General features: G+C 42.3%; 26 protein-coding genes and 1 other RNA gene. 4 read left to right on the top strand and 23 right to left on the bottom strand.

From position 1 onward, the window contains the following. Positions 1 to 32: 32 nt before the first annotated feature. The gene (locus DW019_RS05505; protein WP_022377571.1) at positions 33 to 476 is read left to right on the top strand and encodes a hypothetical protein; all 444 of its coding nucleotides are present in this window, start codon (positions 33 to 35) and stop codon (positions 474 to 476) included. Here the strand turns inward: DW019_RS05505 and DW019_RS05500 are convergent. From DW019_RS05500 to DW019_RS05485, 4 genes are all read right to left on the bottom strand, one after another. Continuing rightward, entirely contained in the window at positions 447 to 2,384 is a 1,938-nt protein-coding gene (locus DW019_RS05500; protein ID WP_117478830.1) for an NAD(+) synthase, read from the bottom strand. The genes DW019_RS05505 and DW019_RS05500 overlap by 30 nt on opposite strands. Positions 2,385 to 2,452: 68 nt before the next feature. Next, positions 2,453 to 2,657, bottom strand: a non-coding RNA gene (gene ssrS, locus DW019_RS05495) — 6S RNA. A 44-nt stretch (positions 2,658 to 2,701) separates the two neighbouring features. Then, a complete protein-coding gene (locus tag DW019_RS05490) occupies positions 2,702 to 4,159 on the bottom strand; it encodes a HAMP domain-containing sensor histidine kinase (RefSeq protein ID WP_118442761.1) in 1,458 nt (485 codons plus the stop codon). 9 nt (positions 4,160 to 4,168) lie between these two features. Then, complete coding sequence (locus tag DW019_RS05485) at positions 4,169 to 4,858, bottom strand: response regulator transcription factor (RefSeq protein ID WP_118442760.1); 690 nt, start codon at positions 4,856 to 4,858, stop codon at positions 4,169 to 4,171. A gap of 157 nt (positions 4,859 to 5,015) precedes the next feature. Between DW019_RS05485 and DW019_RS05480 the strand changes: the two genes are divergently transcribed. Then, complete coding sequence (locus DW019_RS05480; RefSeq protein WP_182431049.1) at positions 5,016 to 5,696, top strand: Ig-like domain-containing protein; 681 nt, start codon at positions 5,016 to 5,018, stop codon at positions 5,694 to 5,696. Between the two features lie 21 nt (positions 5,697 to 5,717). On the opposite strand, the gene rnfB is transcribed toward DW019_RS05480, so the two are convergent. The 10 genes from rnfB to DW019_RS05430 form a co-directional block, all read right to left on the bottom strand. Then, positions 5,718 to 6,512 (bottom strand): RnfABCDGE type electron transport complex subunit B, encoded by a 795-nt coding sequence (gene rnfB / locus DW019_RS05475; protein ID WP_118442758.1) that lies wholly within the window; start codon positions 6,510 to 6,512, stop codon positions 5,718 to 5,720. A gap of 17 nt (positions 6,513 to 6,529) precedes the next feature. Further along, positions 6,530 to 7,105 carry an RnfABCDGE type electron transport complex subunit A gene (locus DW019_RS05470; protein WP_022377565.1) on the bottom strand — a complete coding sequence of 192 codons (576 nt, stop codon included), beginning with the start codon at positions 7,103 to 7,105 and terminating at the stop codon, positions 6,530 to 6,532. After that, entirely contained in the window at positions 7,102 to 7,749 is a 648-nt protein-coding gene (locus DW019_RS05465; protein WP_117478778.1) for an electron transport complex subunit E, read from the bottom strand. The genes DW019_RS05470 and DW019_RS05465 overlap by 4 nt, the downstream gene beginning before the upstream one ends. Beyond that, on the bottom strand, positions 7,742 to 8,395 hold the full coding sequence (locus DW019_RS05460; protein WP_118442757.1) for an FMN-binding protein: 654 nt from the start codon (positions 8,393 to 8,395) through the stop codon (positions 7,742 to 7,744). Before DW019_RS05460 ends, DW019_RS05465 begins: the two co-directional genes overlap by 8 nt. Next, positions 8,388 to 9,377 (bottom strand): RnfABCDGE type electron transport complex subunit D, encoded by a 990-nt coding sequence (locus tag DW019_RS05455; RefSeq protein ID WP_117478780.1) that lies wholly within the window; start codon positions 9,375 to 9,377, stop codon positions 8,388 to 8,390. The genes DW019_RS05460 and DW019_RS05455 overlap by 8 nt, the downstream gene beginning before the upstream one ends. A gap of 51 nt (positions 9,378 to 9,428) precedes the next feature. After that, positions 9,429 to 10,751: an electron transport complex subunit RsxC gene (rsxC, locus tag DW019_RS05450; RefSeq protein ID WP_022377561.1), complete on the bottom strand. Its 1,323-nt coding sequence runs from the start codon at positions 10,749 to 10,751 to the stop codon at positions 9,429 to 9,431. 174 nt (positions 10,752 to 10,925) lie between these two features. Continuing rightward, positions 10,926 to 11,231 carry a sporulation transcriptional regulator SpoIIID gene (gene spoIIID, locus DW019_RS05445; RefSeq protein ID WP_022377560.1) on the bottom strand — a complete coding sequence of 102 codons (306 nt, stop codon included), beginning with the start codon at positions 11,229 to 11,231 and terminating at the stop codon, positions 10,926 to 10,928. A gap of 79 nt (positions 11,232 to 11,310) precedes the next feature. After that, positions 11,311 to 13,965 carry an endo-1,4-beta-xylanase gene (locus DW019_RS05440; protein WP_118442756.1) on the bottom strand — a complete coding sequence of 885 codons (2,655 nt, stop codon included), beginning with the start codon at positions 13,963 to 13,965 and terminating at the stop codon, positions 11,311 to 11,313. A 109-nt stretch (positions 13,966 to 14,074) separates the two neighbouring features. Further along, on the bottom strand, positions 14,075 to 15,724 hold the full coding sequence (locus tag DW019_RS05435) for a Na/Pi cotransporter family protein (protein ID WP_118442755.1): 1,650 nt from the start codon (positions 15,722 to 15,724) through the stop codon (positions 14,075 to 14,077). A 181-nt stretch (positions 15,725 to 15,905) separates the two neighbouring features. Continuing rightward, on the bottom strand, positions 15,906 to 16,868 hold the full coding sequence (locus tag DW019_RS05430; RefSeq protein ID WP_118442754.1) for an L-lactate dehydrogenase: 963 nt from the start codon (positions 16,866 to 16,868) through the stop codon (positions 15,906 to 15,908). A 194-nt stretch (positions 16,869 to 17,062) separates the two neighbouring features. Here DW019_RS05430 and DW019_RS14980 point away from each other — a divergent pair, with 194 nt between their 5' ends. Further along, a complete protein-coding gene (locus DW019_RS14980) occupies positions 17,063 to 17,215 on the top strand; it encodes a hypothetical protein (protein ID WP_022377555.1) in 153 nt (50 codons plus the stop codon). 12 nt (positions 17,216 to 17,227) lie between these two features. Here DW019_RS14980 and DW019_RS05425 read toward each other — a convergent pair whose 3' ends face one another. Beyond that, on the bottom strand, positions 17,228 to 18,775 hold the full coding sequence (locus DW019_RS05425; protein ID WP_118442753.1) for a M56 family metallopeptidase: 1,548 nt from the start codon (positions 18,773 to 18,775) through the stop codon (positions 17,228 to 17,230). Between the two features lie 14 nt (positions 18,776 to 18,789). Further along, on the bottom strand, positions 18,790 to 19,155 hold the full coding sequence (locus tag DW019_RS05420) for a BlaI/MecI/CopY family transcriptional regulator (RefSeq protein ID WP_117478785.1): 366 nt from the start codon (positions 19,153 to 19,155) through the stop codon (positions 18,790 to 18,792). Positions 19,156 to 19,332: 177 nt separating this feature from the next. On the opposite strand from DW019_RS05420, the gene DW019_RS05415 reads away from it, so the two are divergent. Then, positions 19,333 to 19,821: a DUF2752 domain-containing protein gene (locus DW019_RS05415; protein WP_243024104.1), complete on the top strand. Its 489-nt coding sequence runs from the start codon at positions 19,333 to 19,335 to the stop codon at positions 19,819 to 19,821. Here the strand turns inward: DW019_RS05415 and DW019_RS05410 are convergent. The 7 genes from DW019_RS05410 to DW019_RS05380 all read right to left on the bottom strand — a co-directional run bounded on the left by DW019_RS05410 (position 19,803) and on the right by DW019_RS05380 (position 24,819). After that, entirely contained in the window at positions 19,803 to 20,099 is a 297-nt protein-coding gene (locus DW019_RS05410) for a Txe/YoeB family addiction module toxin (protein ID WP_117478786.1), read from the bottom strand. The two genes, DW019_RS05415 and DW019_RS05410, sit on opposite strands and share 19 nt — an antisense overlap. Positions 20,100 to 20,103: 4 nt before the next feature. Then, positions 20,104 to 20,352, bottom strand: coding sequence for a type II toxin-antitoxin system Phd/YefM family antitoxin (locus tag DW019_RS05405; protein ID WP_117478787.1), 249 nt, complete (start codon positions 20,350 to 20,352; stop codon positions 20,104 to 20,106). A gap of 199 nt (positions 20,353 to 20,551) precedes the next feature. Then, positions 20,552 to 20,905 (bottom strand): DUF4190 domain-containing protein, encoded by a 354-nt coding sequence (locus tag DW019_RS05400; protein ID WP_117478788.1) that lies wholly within the window; start codon positions 20,903 to 20,905, stop codon positions 20,552 to 20,554. Positions 20,906 to 20,933: 28 nt separating this feature from the next. After that, positions 20,934 to 21,215, bottom strand: a complete 282-nt coding sequence (locus DW019_RS05395) for a DUF4190 domain-containing protein (RefSeq protein WP_117478789.1) — start codon at positions 21,213 to 21,215, stop codon at positions 20,934 to 20,936. Positions 21,216 to 21,272: 57 nt separating this feature from the next. Next, a complete protein-coding gene (locus DW019_RS05390; RefSeq protein WP_117478790.1) occupies positions 21,273 to 22,808 on the bottom strand; it encodes a glycosyl hydrolase in 1,536 nt (511 codons plus the stop codon). A 167-nt stretch (positions 22,809 to 22,975) separates the two neighbouring features. Then, entirely contained in the window at positions 22,976 to 23,638 is a 663-nt protein-coding gene (locus tag DW019_RS05385) for a metallophosphoesterase family protein (protein ID WP_117478791.1), read from the bottom strand. 155 nt (positions 23,639 to 23,793) lie between these two features. After that, positions 23,794 to 24,819: a branched-chain amino acid aminotransferase gene (locus DW019_RS05380; protein WP_117478792.1), complete on the bottom strand. Its 1,026-nt coding sequence runs from the start codon at positions 24,817 to 24,819 to the stop codon at positions 23,794 to 23,796. Positions 24,820 to 25,284 lie beyond the last annotated feature (465 nt).

Here is a 25,284-nt window from a genome sequence, read left to right as displayed (position 1 = left end):
CGCAAGCACAAAATCCATAAGGAGGTTTTTCCATGGCAAAAACTAAAATTGTAGTCATTCAAATGAAAGAATTAATTTATACGGCAATTTTTGCCGGCCTTGGTATACTTCTCATCGTTTTGCTTATTATTATGTTTCTTCCGGACAAATCAAACAAAGAAAAGACCGGTTCCACAAAGCAGATTTATACGCCCGGTGTTTATACTTCACAGATTAAACTTGGAGATACCACATTAAACCTCGAAGTTGCCGTGGATGCCGACCAGGTAAAAAGTGTTGCTTTGGTCAACTTGGAAGAATCCGTGACAACCATGTACCCACTTGTGAAGCCGTCACTGGAATCCATCGAAAAAGAGTTGATTGCCGGCACTAAATTGGAGGATGTTCCTCTCTCGGACAAAAGTAAATACACCGAATCACTCTTAATTGAAGGCATCCGCACCGCCTTAAACAAGGCGGTCACAAATCCGGTCTAACTCCGTCTGCCACAGTGCCCTGCTGGCATCGCTTGGCATACGCAGATCACCGCGCGGCGATACCGATACCGTACCAACTTTTGGACCATCCGGCAGACACGACCGTTTGAACTGCTGTGCAAAGAAACGGCGAAAGAAGGTATTTAGCCATTTGGCAATCGTTTTTTTGTCATATGCTCCTTCAAACGTCACGCAGGCCAGACGGAAGATTTTTTCCGGTCCGTAACCTAACCTTAATGTATAATACAAGAAAAAGTCGTGAAGTTCATAAGGTCCCACAAGATCCTCTGTTTTCTGTGCGATTTCGCCCTCTTTTGGAGGAAGCAGTTCCGGACTGACCGGCGTATCCAACACATCGTAGAGAACTTTTTTCAAAATGTCATTTTCACAGGTGTCGGCAAAAAACTGTACCAGATAGCGGACAAGCGTCTTTGGCACGGAACAGTTCACGCCATACATCGACATATGATCTCCATTATATGTCGCCCAGCCAAGTGCAAGTTCTGACATATCGCCGGTTCCAATTACCATACCGCAGACCTGATTGGCAATATCCATCAAAATCTGCGTGCGCTCTCTTGCCTGTCCGTTTTCATATGTTACATCCTGCACCGCCGGATCATGTGAAATATCCTTAAAGTGCTGCATAACCGCATCCTGAATCCGAATTTCACGTAATGACGTGCCTAACTGCTTTGCTAACTGAACCGCATTGTCATAAGTTCGGTTTGTTGTTCCAAAACATGGCATTGTGACACAGACAATTCCTTCTCTTTCTAAATTTAACGTATCAAAAGCACGGACTGTCACAAGCAGCGCAAGGGTCGAATCCAAACCGCCGGACAACCCAATTACGGCATGTTTGCAGCCGGTGTGGCGTAGACGTTTGGCAAGCCCATACGACTGAATTGCCAAAATTTCTTCGCATCGTTCTTCTCTGTGAATACGAGTCGAAGGAACAAATGGTGTCTTTTCAAAACTTCTTGTAAGTTTTGTTTCTTCCGGCACATTTGAATCAAACCAGATTGTCGTAAAATTGTCTTTTTTCTGCCCTTTCGTAAAGGTCGTCATACGCCGTCTTTCATTGTGAAGACGGCCCAAATCAATTTCCGTAATTAAATCCTTTTCCCCGGCAAATGGTTTGCTCTCTTTCAAAACAACACCATTTTCCACAATCAGATTATGACCGGCAAACACCATATCCATCGTGGATTCTCCCTCACCGGCATCCGCATATAAATACGCCGAAAGTGTACGTGCTGACTGGTTTTTCACAAGTTCTCTGCGGTATCCCGCCTTGCCGGTCAACTCATCGCTCGCCGACAAATTCAAAATAATATGCGCTCCCGCCATAGCAAGTTCACCGGATGGCGGTATTGGTGTCCACAAATCCTCACATAATTCAATCCCAAAGGAAAAACGATGGTATTTTTTGTGCGTGAATATCAGATTGGCACCAAACGGAACGCTCTCACCCTCTTTCCAGAGATGCTCTCCGTTTTCTGCCGGTGCTTCTACAAACTGACGCGCTTCATAAAATTCACTATAGTTTGGCAGATAGCTTTTTGGCACAAACCCAAGAATTTTACCGCCATAAATAACCGCTGCCACATTATAAAGTTTTCCGTTATGGTCAAGCGGAAGTCCGACTACACTGACGATTTCGTATGATTTCGTCTCCTCGCAGTATGCAGCCAAAGCATCTTTTGCGCCCTCCACTAAGGTGTCATGCAAAAATAAGTCACCGCACGTGTATCCGGTCAGTGAAAATTCCGGAAAACAAACGAGAGAGACTTTTTCGCCTGCCATTTTTTTCACTTTTTCAACCATTTGATTTTTATTATATTCGCAGTCTGCCACACGCAAATCCGGTGTCGTAACCGCTACTTTTAAAAATCCGTTTTTCATCGTTTTTTCCTCATTTCTTTTTCCACATATAGAAAAGGGCAGCGACCAATCGCTGCCCAACTCTTTCGTAAATACCCGAAATGCCGGCTTCTGATTTTTGACTCCTAGCTATCGGCTAGGTGGGCAACCGCATGCAGCCTTCTGTCTTCCGTTGCTATGTCACCATAGTACCTTGCGGCAGTGACGGCCCGACATCCAACTACAGATATAAGAATCCCGTTTAAAGTATTGTAGGTTCAAAAATTCAGAAGGTATCGAACACTCCAGGAGATGTTCGTTTCTTGATACTATTAGTATACTGAAAACAGCGAAATATATCAAGAAATATTTTCAGAAGTTTCTGGAAATTCTATCGTAAAAATAGTTCCATTTTTTTCATCGCTTCGAACAAAAATATGCCCGCCGTGACGGCTCACAATATTCTTTGCCACAACAAGTCCAAGTCCGGAGCCTTCTTTTTCACCGTGGCTGCTTGCCCGGTAAAATTTTTCAAAAACATTTTCCCATTCACTCTCAGGGATAACAATCCCAAAATCGCGCACCGTTGTCACAATCAGTCCTTCTTCTTTTGCAACATGCATGGTAATCTCTGTTCCCTCGTCCGAATATTTTACGGCGTTTTGCAAAAGAACGGTAAACAACTGGCGGACTCTGTCGTAATCTCCCTTCATTAGGGAACATTCGTCGTCATAGGTAACACTGCCCGTCAATTTTTTCTCCTGCATAAGAATACGCATTCCGCGCATCGCATCCTGTGCCACGGCAATCACATTTAACACTTCGACATTTAATTCATAATCCGGATTTTGCATCCGCGACAAAATCAAAAGATCAGACACCAGATGTTCCATACCGTTACACTCGCTCTGAATCCTCTGCAAATATTCTTTCTGCTTGGTTTCATCCGCTACATAACCAGCCACCAACGTGTCAGCATACCCTTTCATGACGGCAATCGGTGTACGGAGTTCATGTGATACATTCGAGAAGAAATCCCGGCGGCTCTGCTCTAAGTCCTCGCGAAATTCTTCCGCTTCCACCAACTTATCCGAAAGAGTATCCATACTCTCTGCCAGCGCCCCCAGTTCATCTTTTCGACGGATTCCGGTTTTATGAGCATAATTTCCGGCAGCCAGCACAAGTGCTGCCTCTTTAATCCGGATAATCGGACGGACAAGCTGCCTAGAGAAGAAAAAGGATAATAAGAGTGCCAAAAATGCTCCTACCATAACGCAAATCAGCATGTATTTTTCGTACTGAATCACGGTATTTTCCTGCATTTCCATCGGTCCCGATACGACAACTGCTCCCGACACGTCACCACTCTTATCACGGACCGGCACTGCCACATGAAGCATAACCGTCTGGTAAATTTCATCGTAATCGCTGTAACTTTTCTTTTTCCCCCGAAATGCCGTTTTGATAATATTCTCTGTTTCCTTCGGAATATCCAATCCATCCATCTGCACATTGGTATATGCGTCAGATAATTTATGTTTACTTGATTCGTCTGCCACAATCCAGATGTCAACATTCTGCATCTTTCCAAAATCTTCCATTGCGCGCAGATAATCCATAAATTCATCCGTTTCATGGTCTTTTACTGCCTGACTTGTCCGAGTGACAACGCCATCTGCCAAATCCCCTAACTGCTGTTTGTACGCCCCGACAATATTCGTGCGGTTAAACCGTGTAAACATAAGTCCAATCAGAATTGTAAACACCAAAAGTACTACGCCAAAGGCAACGAACACACGCCAAAATATTTTCTTCATAGCGGCTCCTTATACAGTCAGTTCAAACTTATATCCTAAGCCCCAAATCGTCTTAATCTCCCAATTTGGATGTGGTACTTTATCTAATTTCGCACGCAGTCTCTTGATATGGGAATCCACGGTACGGCTGTCACCAAAATAATCCTGCCCCCACAAACTGTCCAACAGGTTATCTCTGGTAAATACCTTGCTTGGATTTCCGGCAAGAATCCACATGGTCTCCACTTCTTTTTTCGTCATCGGAAGTTTTTCCGCTCCTACATAAACGGTGTAAGTCTCAATATTTACCGTCAAATCACTGATGTTTAAGATTTTCTTTTCCTCTGTAGCCCCCGAACGTCCCATACGTCGTAACACCGCACGAACACGTGCCATAACCTCATCTCCATTAAAAGGTTTGACAATGTAATCATCGGCTCCGATATCCAGTCCCATCACACGGTCGTAATCGTCTCCTTTTGCTGTAACAAGGATAATCGGCACATCCGACTGTTCTCGAATTTTTTCACAAACTTTGTAACCATCCATGCCCGGCATCATAACGTCAAGCAGTACGACTGCCGGATTGGCTTTCTTAAACAGGTCAAGCGCCTCAAATCCGTCCTTTGCCACAACCGGCTCAAAACCTTCTTTTGCTACATAAGTACCTAAAACCTCTCGAATATCTTCATTATCATCTACAATTAAAATTCTCTGCATGGTCTTTCTCCTTTCCCATCTCTTCCTATTGTTTTTTTCCATCATAACAGTTTCAAAAACCAATTTCAAGACCCCTTCACAAAGTGACAAGTTTGTGCCACAGGCACATAATATAGTTACAGTACAAAGTAAATATGCAATGGAAAGGAGCCTTTTCATGAAGAAAAAGTTTACCTCTCTTTTGGTATTTGTACTTCTAATCAGTATGGTTTTACCGGCCGGCACTTCTTTCGCCGCAGGAAAAAGGCCAAAGCTGAACATGAAAAAATTAAATATGACTGTTGGAAGCACCTTTTCGCTTCGCGTTTATAACGCAAAAAAGAAGCATAAGATTACTTTCACTTCCTCAAAACCTTCGATTGCAACAGTAAAGACCGAAACGCAAAATGCCAGATATGCCAGTGTATCTGCCCTTGCCATTGGTTCTTCGGTCATTACCGTTACTGTCAAAAAAGGAAAAAAAGTAGTCCGCAACCTCAAATGCCGGGTTCGTGTTTCACCAAATGCAGTAAGTATCAAATTTATGAAAAATGAGGTTTCTGTTCCTCTCTCCCAGAGAACAAGACTTGAAACCATTATTAAACCAAATACTTCTGCCGAAAGACCGGTGTTTGAAAGTTCCGATGAAAGTATTGCCATTGTAAATTCCCGCGGTGTAGTAATGGGAGTTTCTCCCGGTACAGTAACAATCACTGCCACCTTACTTTCACGTAATTTAACGGCATCATGCGTCGTAACCGTACTTCCGGACAGCACAACTTCAAGTACAAAGCCAAAAAAGTACTACGAAAAAAAGAAGCTGCAGAGCATCACCTATCAATCGGCTGACGCTCTGTAGCTTCTTTTCTATCTTTTCTTTTTATTTCTGTGGACGAATAATTTTCTTTGGACATTTTTCCGCACATTTTCCACAGCCCTGACACTTTGTGCCATCAATTACGGCAATATTGTCTTCCAATGTTACGGCGCCAAATTCACACTGTCTTACGCAAAGTCCACAACCGATACAGCCGGACTGGCAGACTTCCATAACTGCTTTACCTTTATCCTTCGAACTACACTGTACCGCATAAGCAGAAGAATATGGAATCAAATCTATCACATGATTTGGACAAGTTGCTACACACTGACCGCAGGCAACACATTTGTCACGGTCTACTTTAGCAACTCCATTCTGAATGGATAATGCACCAAACTGACAGACTTCCACACAGGAGCCGAGACCAAGACAGCCATATGAACATGCCTTTTCACCACGTCCCGGTACCATCGCTGCACGGCGGCAGTCCATCTCACCAACATAGTGATATTTATTTGCTGCCACATCACAAGTTCCGGCACATTTTACAAATGCCACCTGTTTTTCTGAACTTCCGGCATCCACGCCAAGAATTTCTGCAATCTTAGAAGCTACCGGTGCTCCACCGACCGGACAACCGTTTACCGGTGCATCCCCGGCTACAATCGCCTCTGCCAGACCATCACAACCCGGATAACCACAGCCGCCACAGTTGTTTCCCGGCAGACACTCACGTACTTTTTCAACTCTTTCATCGGTCTCTACGGCAAATACCTTACCTGCTACCCCAAGAAGAATACCAATCAGGATACCAAGCACCGCAAGGAGAACTACTGAGAAAATAAATACTGTCATTTCAAGTTCCTCCTTTCCTAAAAGCTAACGCCGCCGAAACCGCAGAAAGCAATCGCCATCAAACCTGCCGTTACCAGCACAATCGGTGTTCCTTTCAATACGCTCGGAATGTTACAATTTTCAAGTTTCTCACGAATACCGGCCATCAGTACAATCGCAAGGAGGAAACCAAGTGATGCACCAATACCATTTACGGTACTAGCCAGTACTCCATAGTTGTTCTGTACGCTGAGCAGTGCCACACCAAGTACCGCACAGTTTGTCGTAATCAGCGGAAGGTATACACCAAGTGACTGATACAGAGCCGGCATCATTTTTTTCAATACCATCTCAACGAACTGAACCAAAGCTGCAATTACCAAAATAAATACGATAGTATTTAAATATACCAAATCATTTGGCAAAAGCAGGAAGTTATACAATAAACTGGTAATAAAGGAGGCAATCGTAATTACGAATACAACTGCACCGCCCATACCGGCAGCGGTTTCCACTTTCTTGGATACACCAAGGAACGGACAAATGCCAAGGAACTGACTCAATACGAAGTTATTCACAAGTGCCGCCGTAAAAAGAATGGTAAAAATACTCATGCGTTTTCAACCTCCTTTTCTTCCTCGTCCTCTTCTTCTTTGTTTGTTGCGCTCGGCATTTTCAGTTTATTCTGAAGGGCAGTAAGTCCTGCCAGAACAAAGAATGCGCCGGGAGCCATAACAAAAATTGAGATATTTACTGCGCTTGGAAGGATTGTGAATCCAAAAATGGAACCACTTCCAAGGATTTCTCTGAAAATACCAATCAGCGTTAATCCCATCGTAAATCCAAGACCCATACCAATTCCGTCAAATGCTGATGCAATAACCGGATTTTTGGAAGCATAGGCTTCGGCACGTCCTAAGATGATACAGTTTACTACAATCAACGGAATGTAAACACCAAGTGCCGAGTACAAAAATGGAATGTACGCCTGCAAAAGCAGCTGAACAATCGTTACAAACGATGCTACAATTACGATAAATGCCGGAATACGAACTTTATCCGGTATAATCTTACGCAATGCTGAAATCAGCATATTGGATAAAATCAATACAACCGTTGTCGATAATCCCATGCCCAGACCATTCATGGCCGAGGATGTAACCGCCAAAGTCGGACACATACCAAGCATCATGACAAACGTAGGGTTTTCTTTAACGATACCGTTAATAAGGCGCTCGCCACAAACATTTTTACTCATACTGACCAGCCTCCTTTCCGGATGCATCATAGAACAAGATTCCCTTTACCGCTCTCGTAATCGCACGGGAAGTAACCGTAGCGCCCGATAATGCCTGTACCTGGGTATCTGTTGTCTCATTTTTATTATACATTTCTTCCGATGTGCTCTCCGGTGCTTTGATTCCTTTGAAACGTGCCTTAAACTCATCGTTTTCACAGTTTGCACCAAGACCTGCGGTCTCGCTCTCACTGGTAATCTGAATACCGGTAATCGCACTCTGTGCATCTACACCAAGAGCAAAACTGATTTTACCACCATAACCTTTGAGCGCGTTAGCAAGATATACTTTTCCGCCATTTGCTGTCGGATGTACTTCAGTAATCTCTACATATTCGGAAAGCAAATCGCCTTCTTTTACTTCTGCATTTGAAAGGTCATGCTTACCTAAATAAGCAGCCGCACCGGATACCGCTTCTGCATCGTTATCCTTTACGGAATCTCCCTGTGCCACAACAACAGCGCAGGCTTCGTTATTTGTCTTTTTCTGAGCATTGTCAATCGGGTCCTTTGTCAACATATAAACACCTGCTAACACGGCACCAAGAATCAGGGTGATCGCACATAAGATAATGGCGTCCTTCATCATACTGCTTTTCTTATCCATTTGCTTTGCCCTCCTTTCCAAATGCCTTTGGAACGGTATAGCGTTCAATCAATGGTACAAACAAGTTGCCGATAATGATGGCAAAGGATACACCTTCTGCGGACTCACCGAAGAATCGGAACAAGCCAGTCAAAAGACCAAGTAAAATTGCATAAATCACTTTACCCTTTGAAGTAATCGGACTCGTCACGTAATCAGTTGCCATAAAGAATGCACCAAGCATCAAGCCGCCACCGCAGAGTTCATACAAAAGCGGATAAGCAGCCGCACCGGCAATTACCATATACAAAATGTCAAATACGGCAAATGTTGCGATGTAAATAACCGGGATTTTCCAGTCGATAACACGACGGAGCAAAAGGTAAATGGCACCAAGCAAAAGTGCTGCTGTCGATGTCTCACCAATGGTTCCTGTCGTTGTTCCCAAAAACATCTTCAAAAGACTTGGGTAACCGCCTTCTTTAACATCCATAAGTGGTGTGGCAGAACTTGCTGCGTCAACGGAAATACCGTATAACCAGTTACTTCCTTCTTTTACCGTAAAACTTGTCATGACGCTACTGAATGACAACATCAAAAAGCAGCGGCCGCCAAGTGCCGGGTTCATGAAGTTCTGACCCAGTCCTCCGAATAACTGTTTCACAACGATAATGGCAAATACACTGCCAAGAACACACATCCACAGATACTTTGGATTTCCCATCGTAGCCGGCAGATTCAATGCTAACAATAAGCCGGTCAAAAGGGCACTAAAGTCATTTGTTGTTACCTTCTGTTTCATCAATCTCTGCCAGATGTATTCTGCCAACATACAGGATACACAGCAGGTTAAAATTACTAATACTGCACTTAACCGGAAATTATAAATACCAATGATGGTAGCCGGCAATAAGGCAATTACGACATCTCTCATGATGGACTGCGTAGAAGAATGGTCACGTACATGAGGAGATGAAGAAACGTTCCATAATTTCTCTTCCATTGTTTCCTCCATTCTGCTGCTTTTGCAGCATATTTTCATGGCTAAACATGCTTATTTTTTTCTGTTCTGGTCCATAACCGCACGTCTTGCCTGTTTGAAAATCTGTGTCAGGCGTCTCTTCGCCGGACAAACAAATGTACAAGTACCACATTCATAACATTCCATACCATTAAGCTTCTGGAAGTAATCCAAATCATTGCGCTCAGCAGCCTGTGCCATCATCTGTGGCACCAAGTGGCTCGGACATACCGTCGCACAACGGCCGCATCGAATACAATTCGTCGGCTCAAATTTTTCAACTTCATCCTCGCTCATTGCCAAAATGGAAGAACTTGTTTTCGTAATCGGCGTGTTCAAATCATACATTGCCATACCCATCATCGGGCCGCCGGAAATCAGTTTCTTCGCATTTTCTTTGAGTCCGCCTGCTTCTTCTAACAGCTCGGCATGGCTCATACCAAATTTGACTTTATAGTTCTGTGGTTCTGCCATCGCATCACCGGTCAGTGTTACCACGCGGCTCATCGACGGTGTTGTCTTACATACGGCATCATAAATAGCAAGTACCGTCTGTACATTATCCACGATACAGCCTGCATCAGCCGGCAGCATTTTGGAGTTAATCTTACGTCCGGTCGTTACATAAATCACCTGACGCTCTGCTCCCTGTGGATATTTTGTTTTTAATACCTTTACCTCAATATCCGGATCGGAATCCGTGAGATACTGAAGTTTTGCAATTGCCTCCGGTTTGTTATCCTCGATGGCAATGACACCTTTTGCATTGTCAAACAAAGATAATACAACGTGAAGTCCCTGAATCAAATCCTCCGGACGCTCTAACATCAAGCGGTAATCCGAAGTCAGATACGGCTCACACTCTGCTCCGTTTACAATGACATAATCAATTTCTTCTTCATTTTTCGGCGTAACTTTAACGTTTGTCGGGAATCCGGCTCCTCCCATACCGACAATGCCGGCATCTTTGATAATCTGACGGATTTCCTCCTTTGTCAACTGGGTGTAATCCCTGTCTGCGCCAAGTCCTTCAACCGGCTGATATTCCCCATCATTTGCAATTACAACGCAGGTTGCTTTTGCTCCCGATGACAAAAGTCTTGGCTCTACGGCTTTGACCTCACCGGATACAGAACTTACAATGTTGGCGGAAATAAAACCACTTGCTTCGCCAATAATCTGTCCCATCTTCACTGTATCACCAACAGCTACGACAGGTGTTGCCGGGGCTCCAATATGCTGGCTCATAGGAAATACAAGTTCCTCCTTCGCATCCATTTCACGAATTGGAGAATCCATGCTGAGTTCCTTGCCCTCATAAGGATGTGCTCCCCCTTTAAAGGTTGACTGTCCCAATGAAACTTCCTCCTTTACCGAGTTTTTGATACATATTTATCATTATAGCACATTCGACAAAAATGACAAGTTATCGTCTCAATTTTCAAAGTTTGTACACATTTTTCCCTTTTTTTACCGTTTGAATATGTAAAAACAGCGCCACCCCGGATAGACCGGACCAACGCCGTTTTATTAACTCATTCGATTTCCCGGAAACATCTGTCTTTCTGCATGAAGATGGCTGTATTTTTCCTTTGTCGCCATTCCCCCGCGGATATGCCGTTCGGATTTATTTACATCAAGTATTTTCCTTGCTTTTGCAGCAAGGGAAGGATTAATCCTAAGTAACCGCTCCGTTACATCTTTATGTACCGTACTCTTGCTCACGCCAAACTGGCCTGCCGCCTGCCGTACGGTTGCCTTATTCTTTACAATATATTCAGCAATCGCCACCGCACGCTCTTCAATCGGTGTTTTTTGAATATGATATCCTTTCAAAAAAATCCCCCTGATTTGGTGTTTGTATAATCTATGCACCAAAGAGGGGGATTATTCGTCTATTTAGAGCAAGGCGTTCCTATACATAAATCTGCCATTCAGAATCTCCCTGATTATAGGAAGAAATGGCCTCAATCACCTGAAAATAATGCTCTTTTGCTTTCCAGTAATCACTAAACAAAAGAGGAACTCCCTCACTTCGCCAGGAATACTTATCACTCATTCCCCACCAGACAATGCCGGTAATTTTCGCACCACTGTCCTTTTCCGTCATCAAAAGCATCATAAGATTATACCATTTAGCAATTTGATTAATCTGTGAGGTTTCACTCTGCACCTTGTCCGTCAAGTCCATCTCAGTCAACTGAATTTCAATACCTGCCGCTTTAAAGACATCAATCGCATTGGTACCAATATCCTCAATTGCCGGATATCCCATGTCCAAATGTGTCTGCATGCCAACACCGTCACAGATGATTTCGCCGGTTTTATTTACCTCATCTTTCGTATTAAAATACTGAATCATCTTGACCATTTTGTCACTCACCTGATAGGTATTATACTCATTGCAAAGCAGACTCACATCATCCGTAAGTCCAAAATCTTCAAGAATCGAATGTCCAATTGCAAATGCTTCCTTGATATACACAGGGGTGAGAATGCCGCTATGCTTATTTTTATTATACGTATATTCCGGATAATAAACTTCATCCCAGTAACTCTTTGTGCCGCCATCGTTATTGTGCAAATACTCATTGGCAATATCCCAGTTATCAATTACCTCTCGTCCCACATAAACACCATCCGCGTTTTGATATGTGTAAATATGAGTCATAACATTACGCACTAAATACTCCAAGCGTCCATCCATAACATCTTTCGAAACGTATGCACCCGACTTACTGAAATTTTCCTTAAAGAACCACTGCGGTGTCTGCTTATGCCACACAAACACATGGTAGCGCATTTTAAGTCCGTTTTTATAAGCGGTGTTTAAACAGTTATCAATGGAATCCATATTAATAATCGGATAGGTTGTATCCTTATACTTGTAGGTAAATTTAGCGGTGTCTACATATCCATCCGGATTTGTGTTCGACAACGTAGCCTTTGCACCACCAAGCAAGTAATCCGGTTTCATCTCATTTCCCATAGTAATGGAATTGTGCTGGGATGCAACAAAACTCATATTTCCGGAATTATTCATTTCATAACTGCCAATCGCATTTCCCACTTTGCCAAACATATCACCATAAGCTCGTTTCAAAGAACTTCCGTCCACAATGTTTGTAATTTCACCATTTCCCAGAGTTACAGACAAAATCTCAATATAACCAACTGATGCCTGCGCATTCTGTACCACAAGATATAAATCACCGCCTGCGTATCCTGCAAGTGAAAGTTCCGCTGTACGATTTACATAAGCATCCGAAAATCCGGCCCAGTCACCATCTTTATTGGCCAGCTTAAATCCAACCAAATTTCCGGAAGTATCCGAAATCTCGACACCATTTTTATCATATACCTCTGCCGTAACCGTAACGGTAGAATACTTTGTCATATCAATTCCCGACAAATAGGATGTCAAATTATAAATACTGCCGGACCACAGACCATTGTACGCATTTTCATTTTTCCAGATACCACCGGACAAATCTAATTTTTTATCCGCTGTTGTGCTCGCAACCGCTGTCCCTGTCACGGAAATATTTAGATAAATAGATGCTTCTCTATATGTTTCCTTATCACTTGGTGTAAATACTACCATATAGTCTTTTTTGCCCGGACTTGTAAGCATAAGTTCCGGATTGGCAAATGAGAATTTTCCTGCCACCGTCACACCGTCTGCATCGGTTACTTTTCCACCGGAAAGTGTAACCGCACTCAATTTTTTCCCGGTCACGGCTCCCGTATATTTTGGCTTTGTCTTAACAACTACCGCCTTCTTTACCGTATAAACCGGAAGTGAAATTCCTTTAATCTCCTCAAAAGAACTGTCTTTTGGAACAAACTTTGCTGTCGCATGGCTTTTCCCCATTTGCTTTAATACGGCATCCGGCTGTTCCCACTCGTAGGAGCCAGAGATTTTTTCTCCATTGCTGTCCGCAATCTCTCCACTAGAAATCGCAACCTCTGAAAGCTTCTGTCCCACTTCAGCCTGAGCCGCAAATGGCTTTCGCATCAATGTGCTGGTGCCATCCGGTACGGGAGTTTCCGTCGGTTTTGCCGTCGGAGACGCTGTCGCCTTGTCGGTCGGCGATGGCGTTTCTTCTGTGCCATTTGTCGGTTTTGTTGTCGCGCCCGCCGTCGAATTTGCTGTCGGTGCCACCGTTACATTCTGTGTTTTCTTCTCTGGCTGAGCTTTCTTTACCACAATCGTGAGAACAGCCTTTTTCTTTTTATTCGTCTTTGACCGCACGGTAATTTTGGCCGTACCCGCCTGACAGGCAGTAAGTTTTCCCTTTGACGAAACTTTTACTACCTTTTTCTTTGACGATTTGTATGTCACCTTTTTATACTTCGCCTTATTGGGCTTAACTTTAACGGATACTTTCAGTTTGAAAGAATCTCCTTTTTTCAATGTCAGCTTCTTTTTTACATTTTTAATTGTTACTGATTTTACTTTTGCTTTTGCCTTTGCATCGGCTGACGCAGGCTCATTCAGTGAAAGTCCGGAAACCATCAGCCCCATCGCCGCAAAAAACGCCACAACTCTTTTTGTTATCTGCTTCATAACAAAAACCTCCTTGTTTCATAACATCCATCATTATGGATATTATACGAAACAAGGAGGCAATAACGCAATGTATTATCCTAGCAAAAGACTACATTTTTAGACATCTTTATAAATCTTCATCTTCATCATAAATTTCATATTTTTTCGCTGCCTGCGCGATATTTAATGAGTGATCCGCCACACGCTCCAAGTCCACTAAAATCTCATTAAAGTACAAGCCCTGAACCGCTTCACATTTCATTTTGCTCAAGCGCTTACTGTTGGATGCACGCATCTTGTCAACCATCTTATCAATATCCGCTTCCAAATCATAAATAACGCGGTACAATTCTTCGCTTGGATTTGAGAAATGCTCACATGCCAAATCATAAATCTTATAAACTGCTTGTGACAATTCCTTCAAGTTCTTCAACGCCTTATCAGAGAACTTACGCTTGTCCTCTTTCATCTGCAGTGCATATCCGAGAACATTTTCCGCATGGTCGCCGATACGCTCCAAATCCGTCACAATATGATACAGATTGCCGGCATGGGTCGCTTCTTTCTCAGAAACTCCAAGCTGGTTTGTACGAATCAGTGCTGCCACGATTTCTTTATTCAAAAAGTCCACTGCTTCCTCATTTCTCTCGAACTGCTCCTTGGAAATCGTCATACTTCCAAAATAGGCTTTTGTCGAAGCTTCCATATTTTCACGAACCAAAGAATGCATTCTTCCGACTTCCTGGTCAATCTGCCCAATCAAAACCGTACCGGACTGATAACCGGATTCATCAATATAATGAAGTGCTGCTTCTTCTTTGTCATCCTCACCGCGAATGACAAATTCAGAAATTTTAACCAGATATTTCGCACATGGCAAAAGAATTGCTACTGTCACAAGGTTGAAAATCGTATTGGCATTGGCAATCTGTCTGGTCGGATTTCCCGGAGCTGTATTTAAAATCCAATCGAAGATAACCGGGAAAATCTGCGTAAGTATCATAAACAGCACCATGCCGATACTCTCAAACAAAATAACGATAAAGGCCACACGTTTGGCATCTTTGCGTCCACCAAGGGAAGCAAGTGCCGGTGCAACACTCGCACCAATATTCATACCGAGCATAATGTAAAATGCCTGTGGAAAGGCACCCGGGAATGCCATAACACCACTGAGTGCCAACATCTGCAAAACACCGACGGATGCTGATGCACTCTGAATAATAACGGTGAAAATAACACCAATCACAACGCACAAAATCGGATTGGAAAACTTCTGCAATAAACTCTGGAACCAAATCTCGCCTGCTAACGGCTTCATTGCTGCACTCATCGTACCAAGTCCAATGAACAATACACCAAGGCTGGCAATAATCTGTCCTACATTTTTTACCTTAGGTTTTTTCGAAAACATAGTAATTGCCACACCAACGAACGCAATCACCGGTGCAATTTCGGAAATATTAAAGGCAATCAACTGTCCGGTAATCGTTGTTCCAATCTTTGCTCCCATCAGGATTCCAACGGAACGCTCCAACTGCATCATACCGGCATTTACAAAACCAACTACCATGACACACATGGCATTGGAACTCTGAATCAATGCGGTCAGTCCCGCACCTACCATCATCGCTATAATGCGGTTTTTGGTCAGTTTCTCAAGAATCTTTTTCAAGTAAGAGCCTGCTACCAACTTCAAACCATCGCTCATCAGGTTCATACCAAAGATGAACATTGCAAGGCCACCCGCCAAATTAATCACATTCCATATAGACATTTCATTATCCTCTCTCTACAATTTGTAAAGTCATGTAAAATTTATGTGTATCCATGTAAAGCCCCTAACAACTAATATATCATTGTTAGAGGCTTAACTCAATAACTTTATTGTTTTTTTATACTTGCACGGGCAGGGCACTCAAGGAGCAAAATCTCCTGTACCTGCAAACAAAGGGAATTCATCGCCGAATTTCTTTCCTTGTCTCCCGCAGCATTTCCGCAGATTCATGAAGTCTTGAAACTTCTTTTTCATCCAGCGAAATCGGAATCGTTGTCTCAATTCCTCTTGCTCCCACAATTGCCGGCATACTCAGCACAACATCCTCCAGAGCATACTCGCCATGCATACGGAGTGAAATTGGGAAAATCGATTTTTCATCCCGCACAATTGCCTGACAAATCCGCTTTACCACCATCGCAATTCCATAATATGTGGCATCTTTTTTGGCAATAATCTCATAGGCGCTGTTTTTTACCTGTTCCTCAATGCTCTCGGTATTTCCTTCGTGATTAAAGTGCCCCCGCATTTCACAAAAGGAATTTAACGGAACGCCCGACACATTGGCACTGCTCCACGCCGCAATTTCACTATCACCATGCTCACCGATTACAAAGGCATGCACGCTTCGGCTGTCAACTCCTAAATGCTGCCCCAGATGATACCGAAGTCTCGCAGAATCTAACACGGTTCCTGAACCAAACACACGGTGTTCCGGGAATCCGCTCACTTCCATCGCAACCTGCGTCATAATGTCAACCGGGTTTGAGACAATGAGTAAAATCCCCTTGTACTCCTGTTCTTTTATCTGTGTCACAACATCTGTCATTATTTTTGCGTTTTTTTGAACCAAATCAAGCCTTGTTTCATTTGGCTTCTGATTGGCACCCGCCGTAATTACAATAATTGACGCATCACCTACATCTTCATATCCGCCCGCATATATTTTCATTGGACCGGCAAACGAGGCACCATGGCTGATATCCATTGCCTCGCCTTCCGCACGGTCTTTATCCACATCAATCAATACCATTTCCGAAAAAAGTCCGCTTTGCATAAGCGCAAACGCTGACGCCGAGCCAACAAAACCGCAGCCGACAATTACTACTTTTCTGACATTGACACATTCACACTTCTCTGACATAACACCCTCCATTTTTTACATAATAAATCCATAAGCATCTGCCACTGATTTTCTATCCTGTGTTATGCCCATAAATTGTTTTTTTATTCGTCGGTATTAATGTTGAAAATTTGACCTTATAAAAAGCAAAATTTTAGATTATGAGTATAATAATGCCCTCCATAGGAAATAGTATTTCTCATGGAGGGATTCTTATGAAAAAAGATAAAATGAAATCAAAAAATACGGATTATTCCTGTGACGACTATGACGATTTCTTTGAGGACGACATAGCCGAGACTGAATCGGACTACGACGACATTTCTGATTTTGAGCCGCCAAGAGATGTGCCCAAAAGGGAGGAATGATTCTTATTATATTTAGGACAGTGCAATATATGTTGATGCGACTTCAGCCTTTTCCAAGGAATAATATAAAATGTTCTTTTTCTTCCTATCAAATGCCTTTGAATATCCACCGGGAATGGTAGCGATATACGGTGTTTTATTTTTCCCCAGCAAATACTGTTTTATGCTGCCATTTTCCCCTATGCCAAAAAATGCATAATTCATCCAGTTTCCAAGTTCAGTAACCGGTGTCTGCCCCTGTCCCAGTGAAAAGTCGTTGTTCTCTCCATCCTTATCATAATCACTTATCTGCAATGAAAATTCCGGTGTGAATGCTATTTTATTTTCCACCCCAAACCGTTCTTTCGTTAATTTCATCGTATCCAGAATATCATTTCCTTTTTTCGTTTGTATATAAAACTCGCCGTCATCATAATACATTGATTTCGGATTGTTTTCGATTTTTTTCTGAGAAGCATACATTACCTCTACCGTTACACCCTTTATTTCTGCCTTTGCTAATGACTTTGTGTATTTTTCCTTTTCACTAACACTTTCCGTTTGGGCTGCATCTTTTGTATCCTGCTGTCCCACAGCATCGGTCAGACACGAACAGCCTGCCAGCAGAAAAACAACCACTGCTACTGCGCCCATCCATTTTTTATTTTTTCGATATGTCATAATATTCTTTACCCTCCTTCTTACACGCGACTCGCCAAAGCAAAGTGCCCCTGCCGCTAAAATCCTTTTATTCATGGCAAATCCCAAAAGTGCTCTTCCATAAACGGCACGAATATCTTTGCCACTTTTACTCATCACATACTCGTCACAGCTCATTTCCATATCTCGAATCATGGCAAAATACGAAAGCCAGACAAGCGGATGAAACCAATAGATGCACACAAGGAAAAAGGCAAATAATTGAATCCAATTGTCTTTTCTTGCAATATGATGTTTTTCATGACATAAAATGAAATCTTTTTCTTCCTCCGGCAATCGGAAAGGAAGATAAATTTTCGGTCGAAATACCCCCACAACAAAAGGGGAAGAAATATTTTCACACTCCCATATGTTATCTTCTAACCGCACCGCCTTTTTCGTTCGTCTTTGCATTTGTATGAACGAGAAAAGATTCCACACCAGAAAAACTGCCATTCCCGCAAGCCATACATATAAGAAAATCTGCCAAATATTTTCCCAGTCAGAATTGTTTCCGGCATTCGTTACAAAAAAGTCACCTGTGGCATCCGACTTTATCCGCTCCGTTTGTTTTTCATTTCCCGATGTCTGCTTTTCTTTTATGATCGTCCTGCCTGCTGGTACTTCCGACAATTGCTCTTTCTCCGTAACAACTGTTGACTGCCCCGGCATCGGAATCGACTCAAACAAACGGAACATACTCATCGGCGAAGTAATGGATACCGGCACCACTAGACGTACCGCCACTAAAAGCCATAAAAAATACAAATATTTTTTATGAAAGCGGTATAGTAAAATCCGCAAAGCAAAAACAATCACAATGACAGGAACTACCTGACTTCCCATGAAAAAAATTTTCTCAAAAATATCCCTTATCATCATTTCCTCCCTTTCTGCTATTTTTCATCACTATAACGGTCAATAATATCTTTAATTTTTTGTGCCTCCTCCGCAGAAATTTTCTTTCCACCCAGAAAAGCAGTAAGAAAATTTGGAAGAGAACCTCCAAATGTCCGCTCGACAAAATAATCGGATTCATCTCTCTGCACCCGCTCTTTAGAAATCAATACCGTCACAAATGCATTTTCATTTTTAATGTAACCTTTTTCTGACATTTTTTTAATCGTTGTATATGTCGTAGACTTTTTCCAACCAAGTATTTCATTGCATAATTTCACAAGTTTGCCAGAGGGAATGGGTGCATAGTCCCATACAATTGACATAAAACGGTAATCACTGTCGCATAATTTTAATTGTTCCATTACAGCCTCCTTTTGGTCTACAACTATAAACCTTGTGTTTAGTCTATAACAATAGACCTGTTTTGTCAACACTCTTTTTTAACAATAGAATTTGTTGCAACTCTCTTTTTCACGTGCTAAAATAATGTGTTATCAGGGCAGCAAAAGCCCCACACAATACAAAAGGAGGAAGCAGACATGGCAAAAAGAAAATTATCATCAACCCAAATATACTATCGCATTAGTCTGGCACTTCTTCCTATTATGCTCGGTCTTTCCCTTTTGTATCAGGCAGGGATTTTTATTCCTACTAAGATTTTTCCACCTTGTATGTTCCATGCTTTGACCGGTTTTTCCTGTCCCGGCTGTGGCAGTACACGTGCGGTTTCCGCTCTGCTTCGTGGTGACTTACTCACCAGTTTAAAACTTCAACCGGCAATCTTTTACTGTGCCCTTATCTATACCGCCTTTGTCCTTTCTCATACACTGGCATTACTCATAAATGGCATAAAAAAGAAACACCCCTCTCTTTTCAAAAAGGGATGTTTTCTTCATCATTTTTCTCATTTTCGCGGTATGCACCTAAGCGCGAATATCCTTTATGTACTTGTTTGGATTTTCCTTGGTTTTGGTGTACTGCGATTTGGTTATGAATTGTGGGTTAAGGCTTATCTGATTTTATCATAATGCGTCCACATTCTGATAATCTTGATGGTTCCCTCATACTCAACCTCATCAATCAAAACTGGATTTTTACACACTTCATACACTAGTCTATGCTGAATATTAATCCGTCTCGAATAAGCTCCCTGTAAATTTCCCATAAGAGCCTCAAATGGTGGCGGATTCTGAAACGGGTTTTCTCTTATAACATCAATAAGAATTTTCGCCTTTTCATCAAGGTGTACACTTTTTAAATTTTTAATATCTTTTACTGCCTGTTTTGTGTATACAATTTTGTACATGCGTTTACCATTCTACATCTTCCTCTGGCACACAATCCTCTATCGATGTTTCCAACCCTGTTCTTATGGATTCAACCATCCCCGGAATTGAGTTAAGATATACTGTTTCCTGTATTGCATTCCAATCACTCTCAGAAACAAGAACCGCATTTCCTTTTTTACTCACAATTAAAGTTGGTTCACTATAAAGGTTCACATTTTCTACCAGATTGTAGAGTTCCTTTCTTGCATTTGTAATATTAATTGCTGACATAATAATTCTCCTTGTTATTATCCATTTGTTCTACGTTATCATATTTAACGATTTGTACTTTTATTATTCATTATATTTTTTATGTCATTTATATTATAGCGTACGCTTTCGCGTACGTCAAGTATGGATTTAACTTATAACAAAGAAACACCCCTCTTTTCTCAAAAAGGGATGTTTCAATTACTACATATTATCAATTCTACAAAAACATCTTATATGTAGAGTAAGAGTACGCGGATGCTGCTGTACAAAATGCAACCACACAAACTGCAAGTACAATCGCACCAAGCACACAGCCAATAATCGATGTAATAAATCCTGCTGTTGCCATGCCCTTTTTCTGAGGCGAAAACATCGTCTTATTACGTGAATACAATACCAATGATACAATGGCGCACGCAAGACTGATTACTCCCCAAGCGACGCAGCAAAAACAAATCGAAACAATACCAAGCACCAAAACCGCAATAGCGATACCATCTTTATTCGGATTTGGCATCGGACTAGGATTCGGCTGATACTGGTAGCCATTATTATTCATCTGTTCGTCCATTTTTTCCTCCTTATAAACTGTGATGTACTTAAAGAACTATCATAATAATTCTTGCAATCAGTCCAATTCCCCACAAGCAAATGCCGATAATACTAGTTACAAAACCAGCTGTTACCATGCCCTGCTTCTCCGGTGAAATATCATTTATGCTTGATGCGCGCAGTGCCAATGCCACGATACCACAAGGAGCACAACAGCAAATTGATACTATACCAAGAACCAAAATAGCAACTGCATAATTGTCCTTATTCTGATTTGGCATCGGATTCGGCTGACTCTGGTAGCCATTATTATTCATCTGTTCATCCATTTTTTCTCCTCCTTATCGTTTATTTATTTCAAGTGTAACCGAATTTCCGTTTCCTTGTCAAGGAGTATCTTTCTTAACCTTCTGCGAAATCACACGTTCATAATCATACCCTGTGTCCTGCTGCCTCTCGACCGGTTTCAATTCAAATGCTGCAACCGCATTTTTCTCCAAACAGAATGAAATTTCCAAGCAGTCATTCTCCGCTTTTACCGTCTGGGTTGTAATCCATGGCTTCGCCACTTCACGCAGCAAACTCACCTCATCTTTCGATGGATTTGCCGGCTCCCCAAGGTCGTGCCAGACTTTCAGTGGATTGCCATGCTCTTCATCTACAATTTTTACAAGATTGCAGTATTCTTGTCGTTCATAATTTTCCGGCAGATGAATGGTATAAGTGACTTCCTTCTTCTCGCCTTTTCCATCATTGTCCGGATTCCAGATAACACCATAATAACTGCCATCTTTCTGCTTTGTAATAAGCGAATCCTCAGAGCGGTGAATGCAGGTACCGGTTAATCTTTTATAAAAAGCAAATGTCCAAAACGTCGGCTTTGGAATACAGCCATTTGCTACCAGTCCAAATCCACCATGAAACGGAGTAAACGGAACCCCCAGTTCCTCAAACACATCGCCAAATGTCCAATACGAATACGACGTGTGGCAATCCCCAAGTCTCGACAGCATATGCGCCACATACGCAGCGTTATAACAGGTATCGTGTACCGGTGCATTCGGAATATACGACGTGTTATATTCTGTGATATGAATATCTTTGCCGGCAAACTCCTCATAACTGTCCACAATTTCACGCGATTTTTCCAATCCAGAAAATGCATCGTCCGGATCATGTAAATCAATATAGCCATAATGTCCTACCCGATCCGGCACATAACTTGTATAATGATGCCGCGACACAAAGTCAAGCGGCAGTTTTTTCTCCTTTACATAATCAAGAAAATCCTGCAGCCACGATACATCATCAACACCGCAAATCGCCGGTCCGCCAACCAGAAGTCTTTCATCCACTTCTTTCACTGCCTTTGCCGTAACTTCATATAAATGAAAATATTCCTGTCTGTCAGCATCTTTCCAAAACCCCGGCAGATTCGGCTCATTCCAGACTTCAATCGGCCACAGCAAAACCTCATTTTCCCCATAACGCTGCATAAGATGACGAAGCGTGTTCTGCACAAGGCGCGCCCACTTATTATAATCCGCCGGGGGCGTAATATTACCCTTCCAGTAAAATACCGTCTCTTCGCCGCTTGCCATTTGTTCCGGCATAAAACCAAGCTCAATAAATGGACGGATTTTCAAATCCTGATAAGCATCCATCACCATATCCAAATAAGTAAAATTGTATTCTTCTTTCACGGAACCATCCGGCGTAATAAATTCCTGATAAATTGCCATGTCCTTACAGAAAAGTCCATGACCACGGATATAGTCAAATCCAATCTTTTTCTGGACCAGTGCTAACTGGTCTAAATATTCTTTGTGAAGTGCCAAATCCATGCGTCCTGTTCCGATACAGGAAAATGCGCGGTTGTGAAACATGACCGGTTCATTTTCATAAACTTCATATTTTTCCATAGTATCCTCCCTCAAACAATCATAAATAATGAAACAAGCTGGCAGCATTTATTTGTAAATAACAAACGAACACCGTCAGCCTATTCCCACATTCAAAAAAGTGCCTGCTAAACCTTTTTCATCGTCATTGTATCATATGCCCCACACCTAGAAAATGGATTATCCAATCATTCTATTGCATTTTTACAATAATTTAGTCCATCCTTTTCCCATATTGCCTGCCTTCTCTTTTCATCTAAAACAAGCCATTCTTCCAGAGACAACGGCGTATAATCAGAAAACATGCAGAATGTATTAATCATCCGGCATGGAATCGGCATCGGTTCATTCTGCCCCGGATTCTGGTGCTTCGTGTTTCGTGTCATACGGATGAACTCATTTACCAGAACTTCATCGTGTGTATCATGTACATGTCCGTACATCATCACCGTTTTCGGATTTCCCTCCTTATTACGGCGGTACTGCCCATTGTAGCAAAAGATTGGATAGTGCGATAAAATAATCTTTCTTTTATTATCGTTCAGCTCCGCATACGGCTTAATCCACTCAAAACGGGTTGCATCAAACCGGCGGTCCTCGAGATAATTGTCGTGATTTCCTTTCACAAGAAACAGCCTGCCATTTAACTGCTGCAAAATATCATTCGTCTTTTTCCCACGTTCCATAGAAACATCCCCAAGAATAACGACCTCGTCATTTTCCCGGACTTTTTTGTTCCAACGCTCAATCATATATTCATGCATTTTATCACAGTTTTCAAACCCGCGGCAATCCATTTTCGTAAGCAGACTTTCATGGTAAAAATGTAAATCCGAAATATAGTAGCGCATCAGCACCTTCCTTCCTAAAAAAGTGTAATTTGTAAGTTTTCAAAACCGTTCTCATCAATCCGCAAATAACGAAAAAGTTTACCCAGATATCCGGATAAACTTTCTCACATAAAAAGGGATTTATTGAAAAGCAAGCACTTGTAAGCAATTTAAAATTACAAGATTTCATGAATCCAGCCTTTTGGAGCTTCGATACGGCCCATCTGGATTCCTGTCAATGTATCATAAAGTTTCTTTGTAATCGGTCCCATCTCATCCATACCACTTGGGAAACAGATTTCTTTACCATGGTCAACGATTTTACCAACCGGCGAAATAACAGCAGCTGTTCCGCAAAGACCACACTCAGCGAAGTCTTTTACTTCATCGAATTTAACTTCTCTCTCCTCTGCCTCTAATCCCAAATACTCTTTCGCTACATACATCAAAGAACGTCTGGTGATGGATGGAAGAATACTATCCGACTTCGGTGTTACCACCTTGTTATCTTTGGTAACAAAGATGAAGTTTGCACCACCGGTCTCTTCTACCTTTGTACGGGTAGCAGCGTCCAAATACATATTCTCATCATAGCCCTGATTATGAGCATCTACGATTGCATGAAGACTCATCGCATAGTTCAAACCGGCTTTTACATGACCGGTACCATGAGGTGCTGCACGGTCAAAATCACTAACACGAATCGTAATCGGTTTTGCACCGCCCTTAAAGTAAGGACCTACCGGTGTACAGAACATACGGAACTGATATTCCTCTGCCGGTTTTACACCAATTACCGAACTGCTCGCAAACATGTACGGACGAATATATAAGGTAGCACCAGAACCATAAGGCGGTACATAAGCCGCATTGGCTGCTACTACTTTCTCAACTGCTTCTACAAATCTATCTTCCGGAAATGGTGGCATTTCCAAACGCTTTGCCGTATTTGCCATACGGGAAGCATTCAAATCCGGGCGGAACGTAACAATCTTGCCATGCTCCGTAGTATATGCTTTCAAACCTTCAAAACAAGTCTGTGCATACTGCAATACACCGGCACATTCATTCATAACGACATTGGCGTCCTTTGTCATCACGCCATCATCCCAAGCGCCATTCTTAAAATTTGACACATAACGCTCATCGGTCTGATAATAACCAAAGCCAATATTGGACCAATCGATATCTTTCTTTTCCATCTAGAATTCCTTCTTTCTTCTGTCATTTCACTGACTTTTGTCCTTGTTCTATCTTACTCCATCCACCTGGCACTGTCAAGACAGCAATGCTAAATTTTCACGAAAGCTACAAGCCATGCAAAAAACAAACTCACGCTGCTTCGTCGGGAGCTCGCTCACGTAAGAAGCAGTGGGAGATTGTCTTTTTATAGGGCGACAGCCCGTGACCGAGCGGGCTTTGCCTGCGAGGTTGCATGGCGCAACTTGCGAGGCGACAGCCCGTGACCGAGCAGGCTCTGCCTGCGAGGTTGCATGGCTTGTGTAGTATAACGCGACAGATTAGAAGATTCCTTGGCGCACCAGCGAGCCCGGCAACTTGCTTCATGCAACGCAAATTGTCTCCAAAGTCCAAAAACGTTGCATGCACACAAAAAACTTCCATTCCCAATGCAACGCAATCTCTCAAATCAGCAAAAAAGAGTTGTT

Origin of the sequence: Clostridium sp. AF37-5 (genome assembly GCF_003477605.1) — a bacterium.
In the GTDB taxonomy this organism is placed as follows: domain Bacteria; phylum Bacillota; class Clostridia; order Lachnospirales; family Lachnospiraceae; genus Eubacterium_F.
Note: the sequence above shows the minus strand (reverse complement) of the source record. Positions and strands in the feature narration are given on the sequence as shown.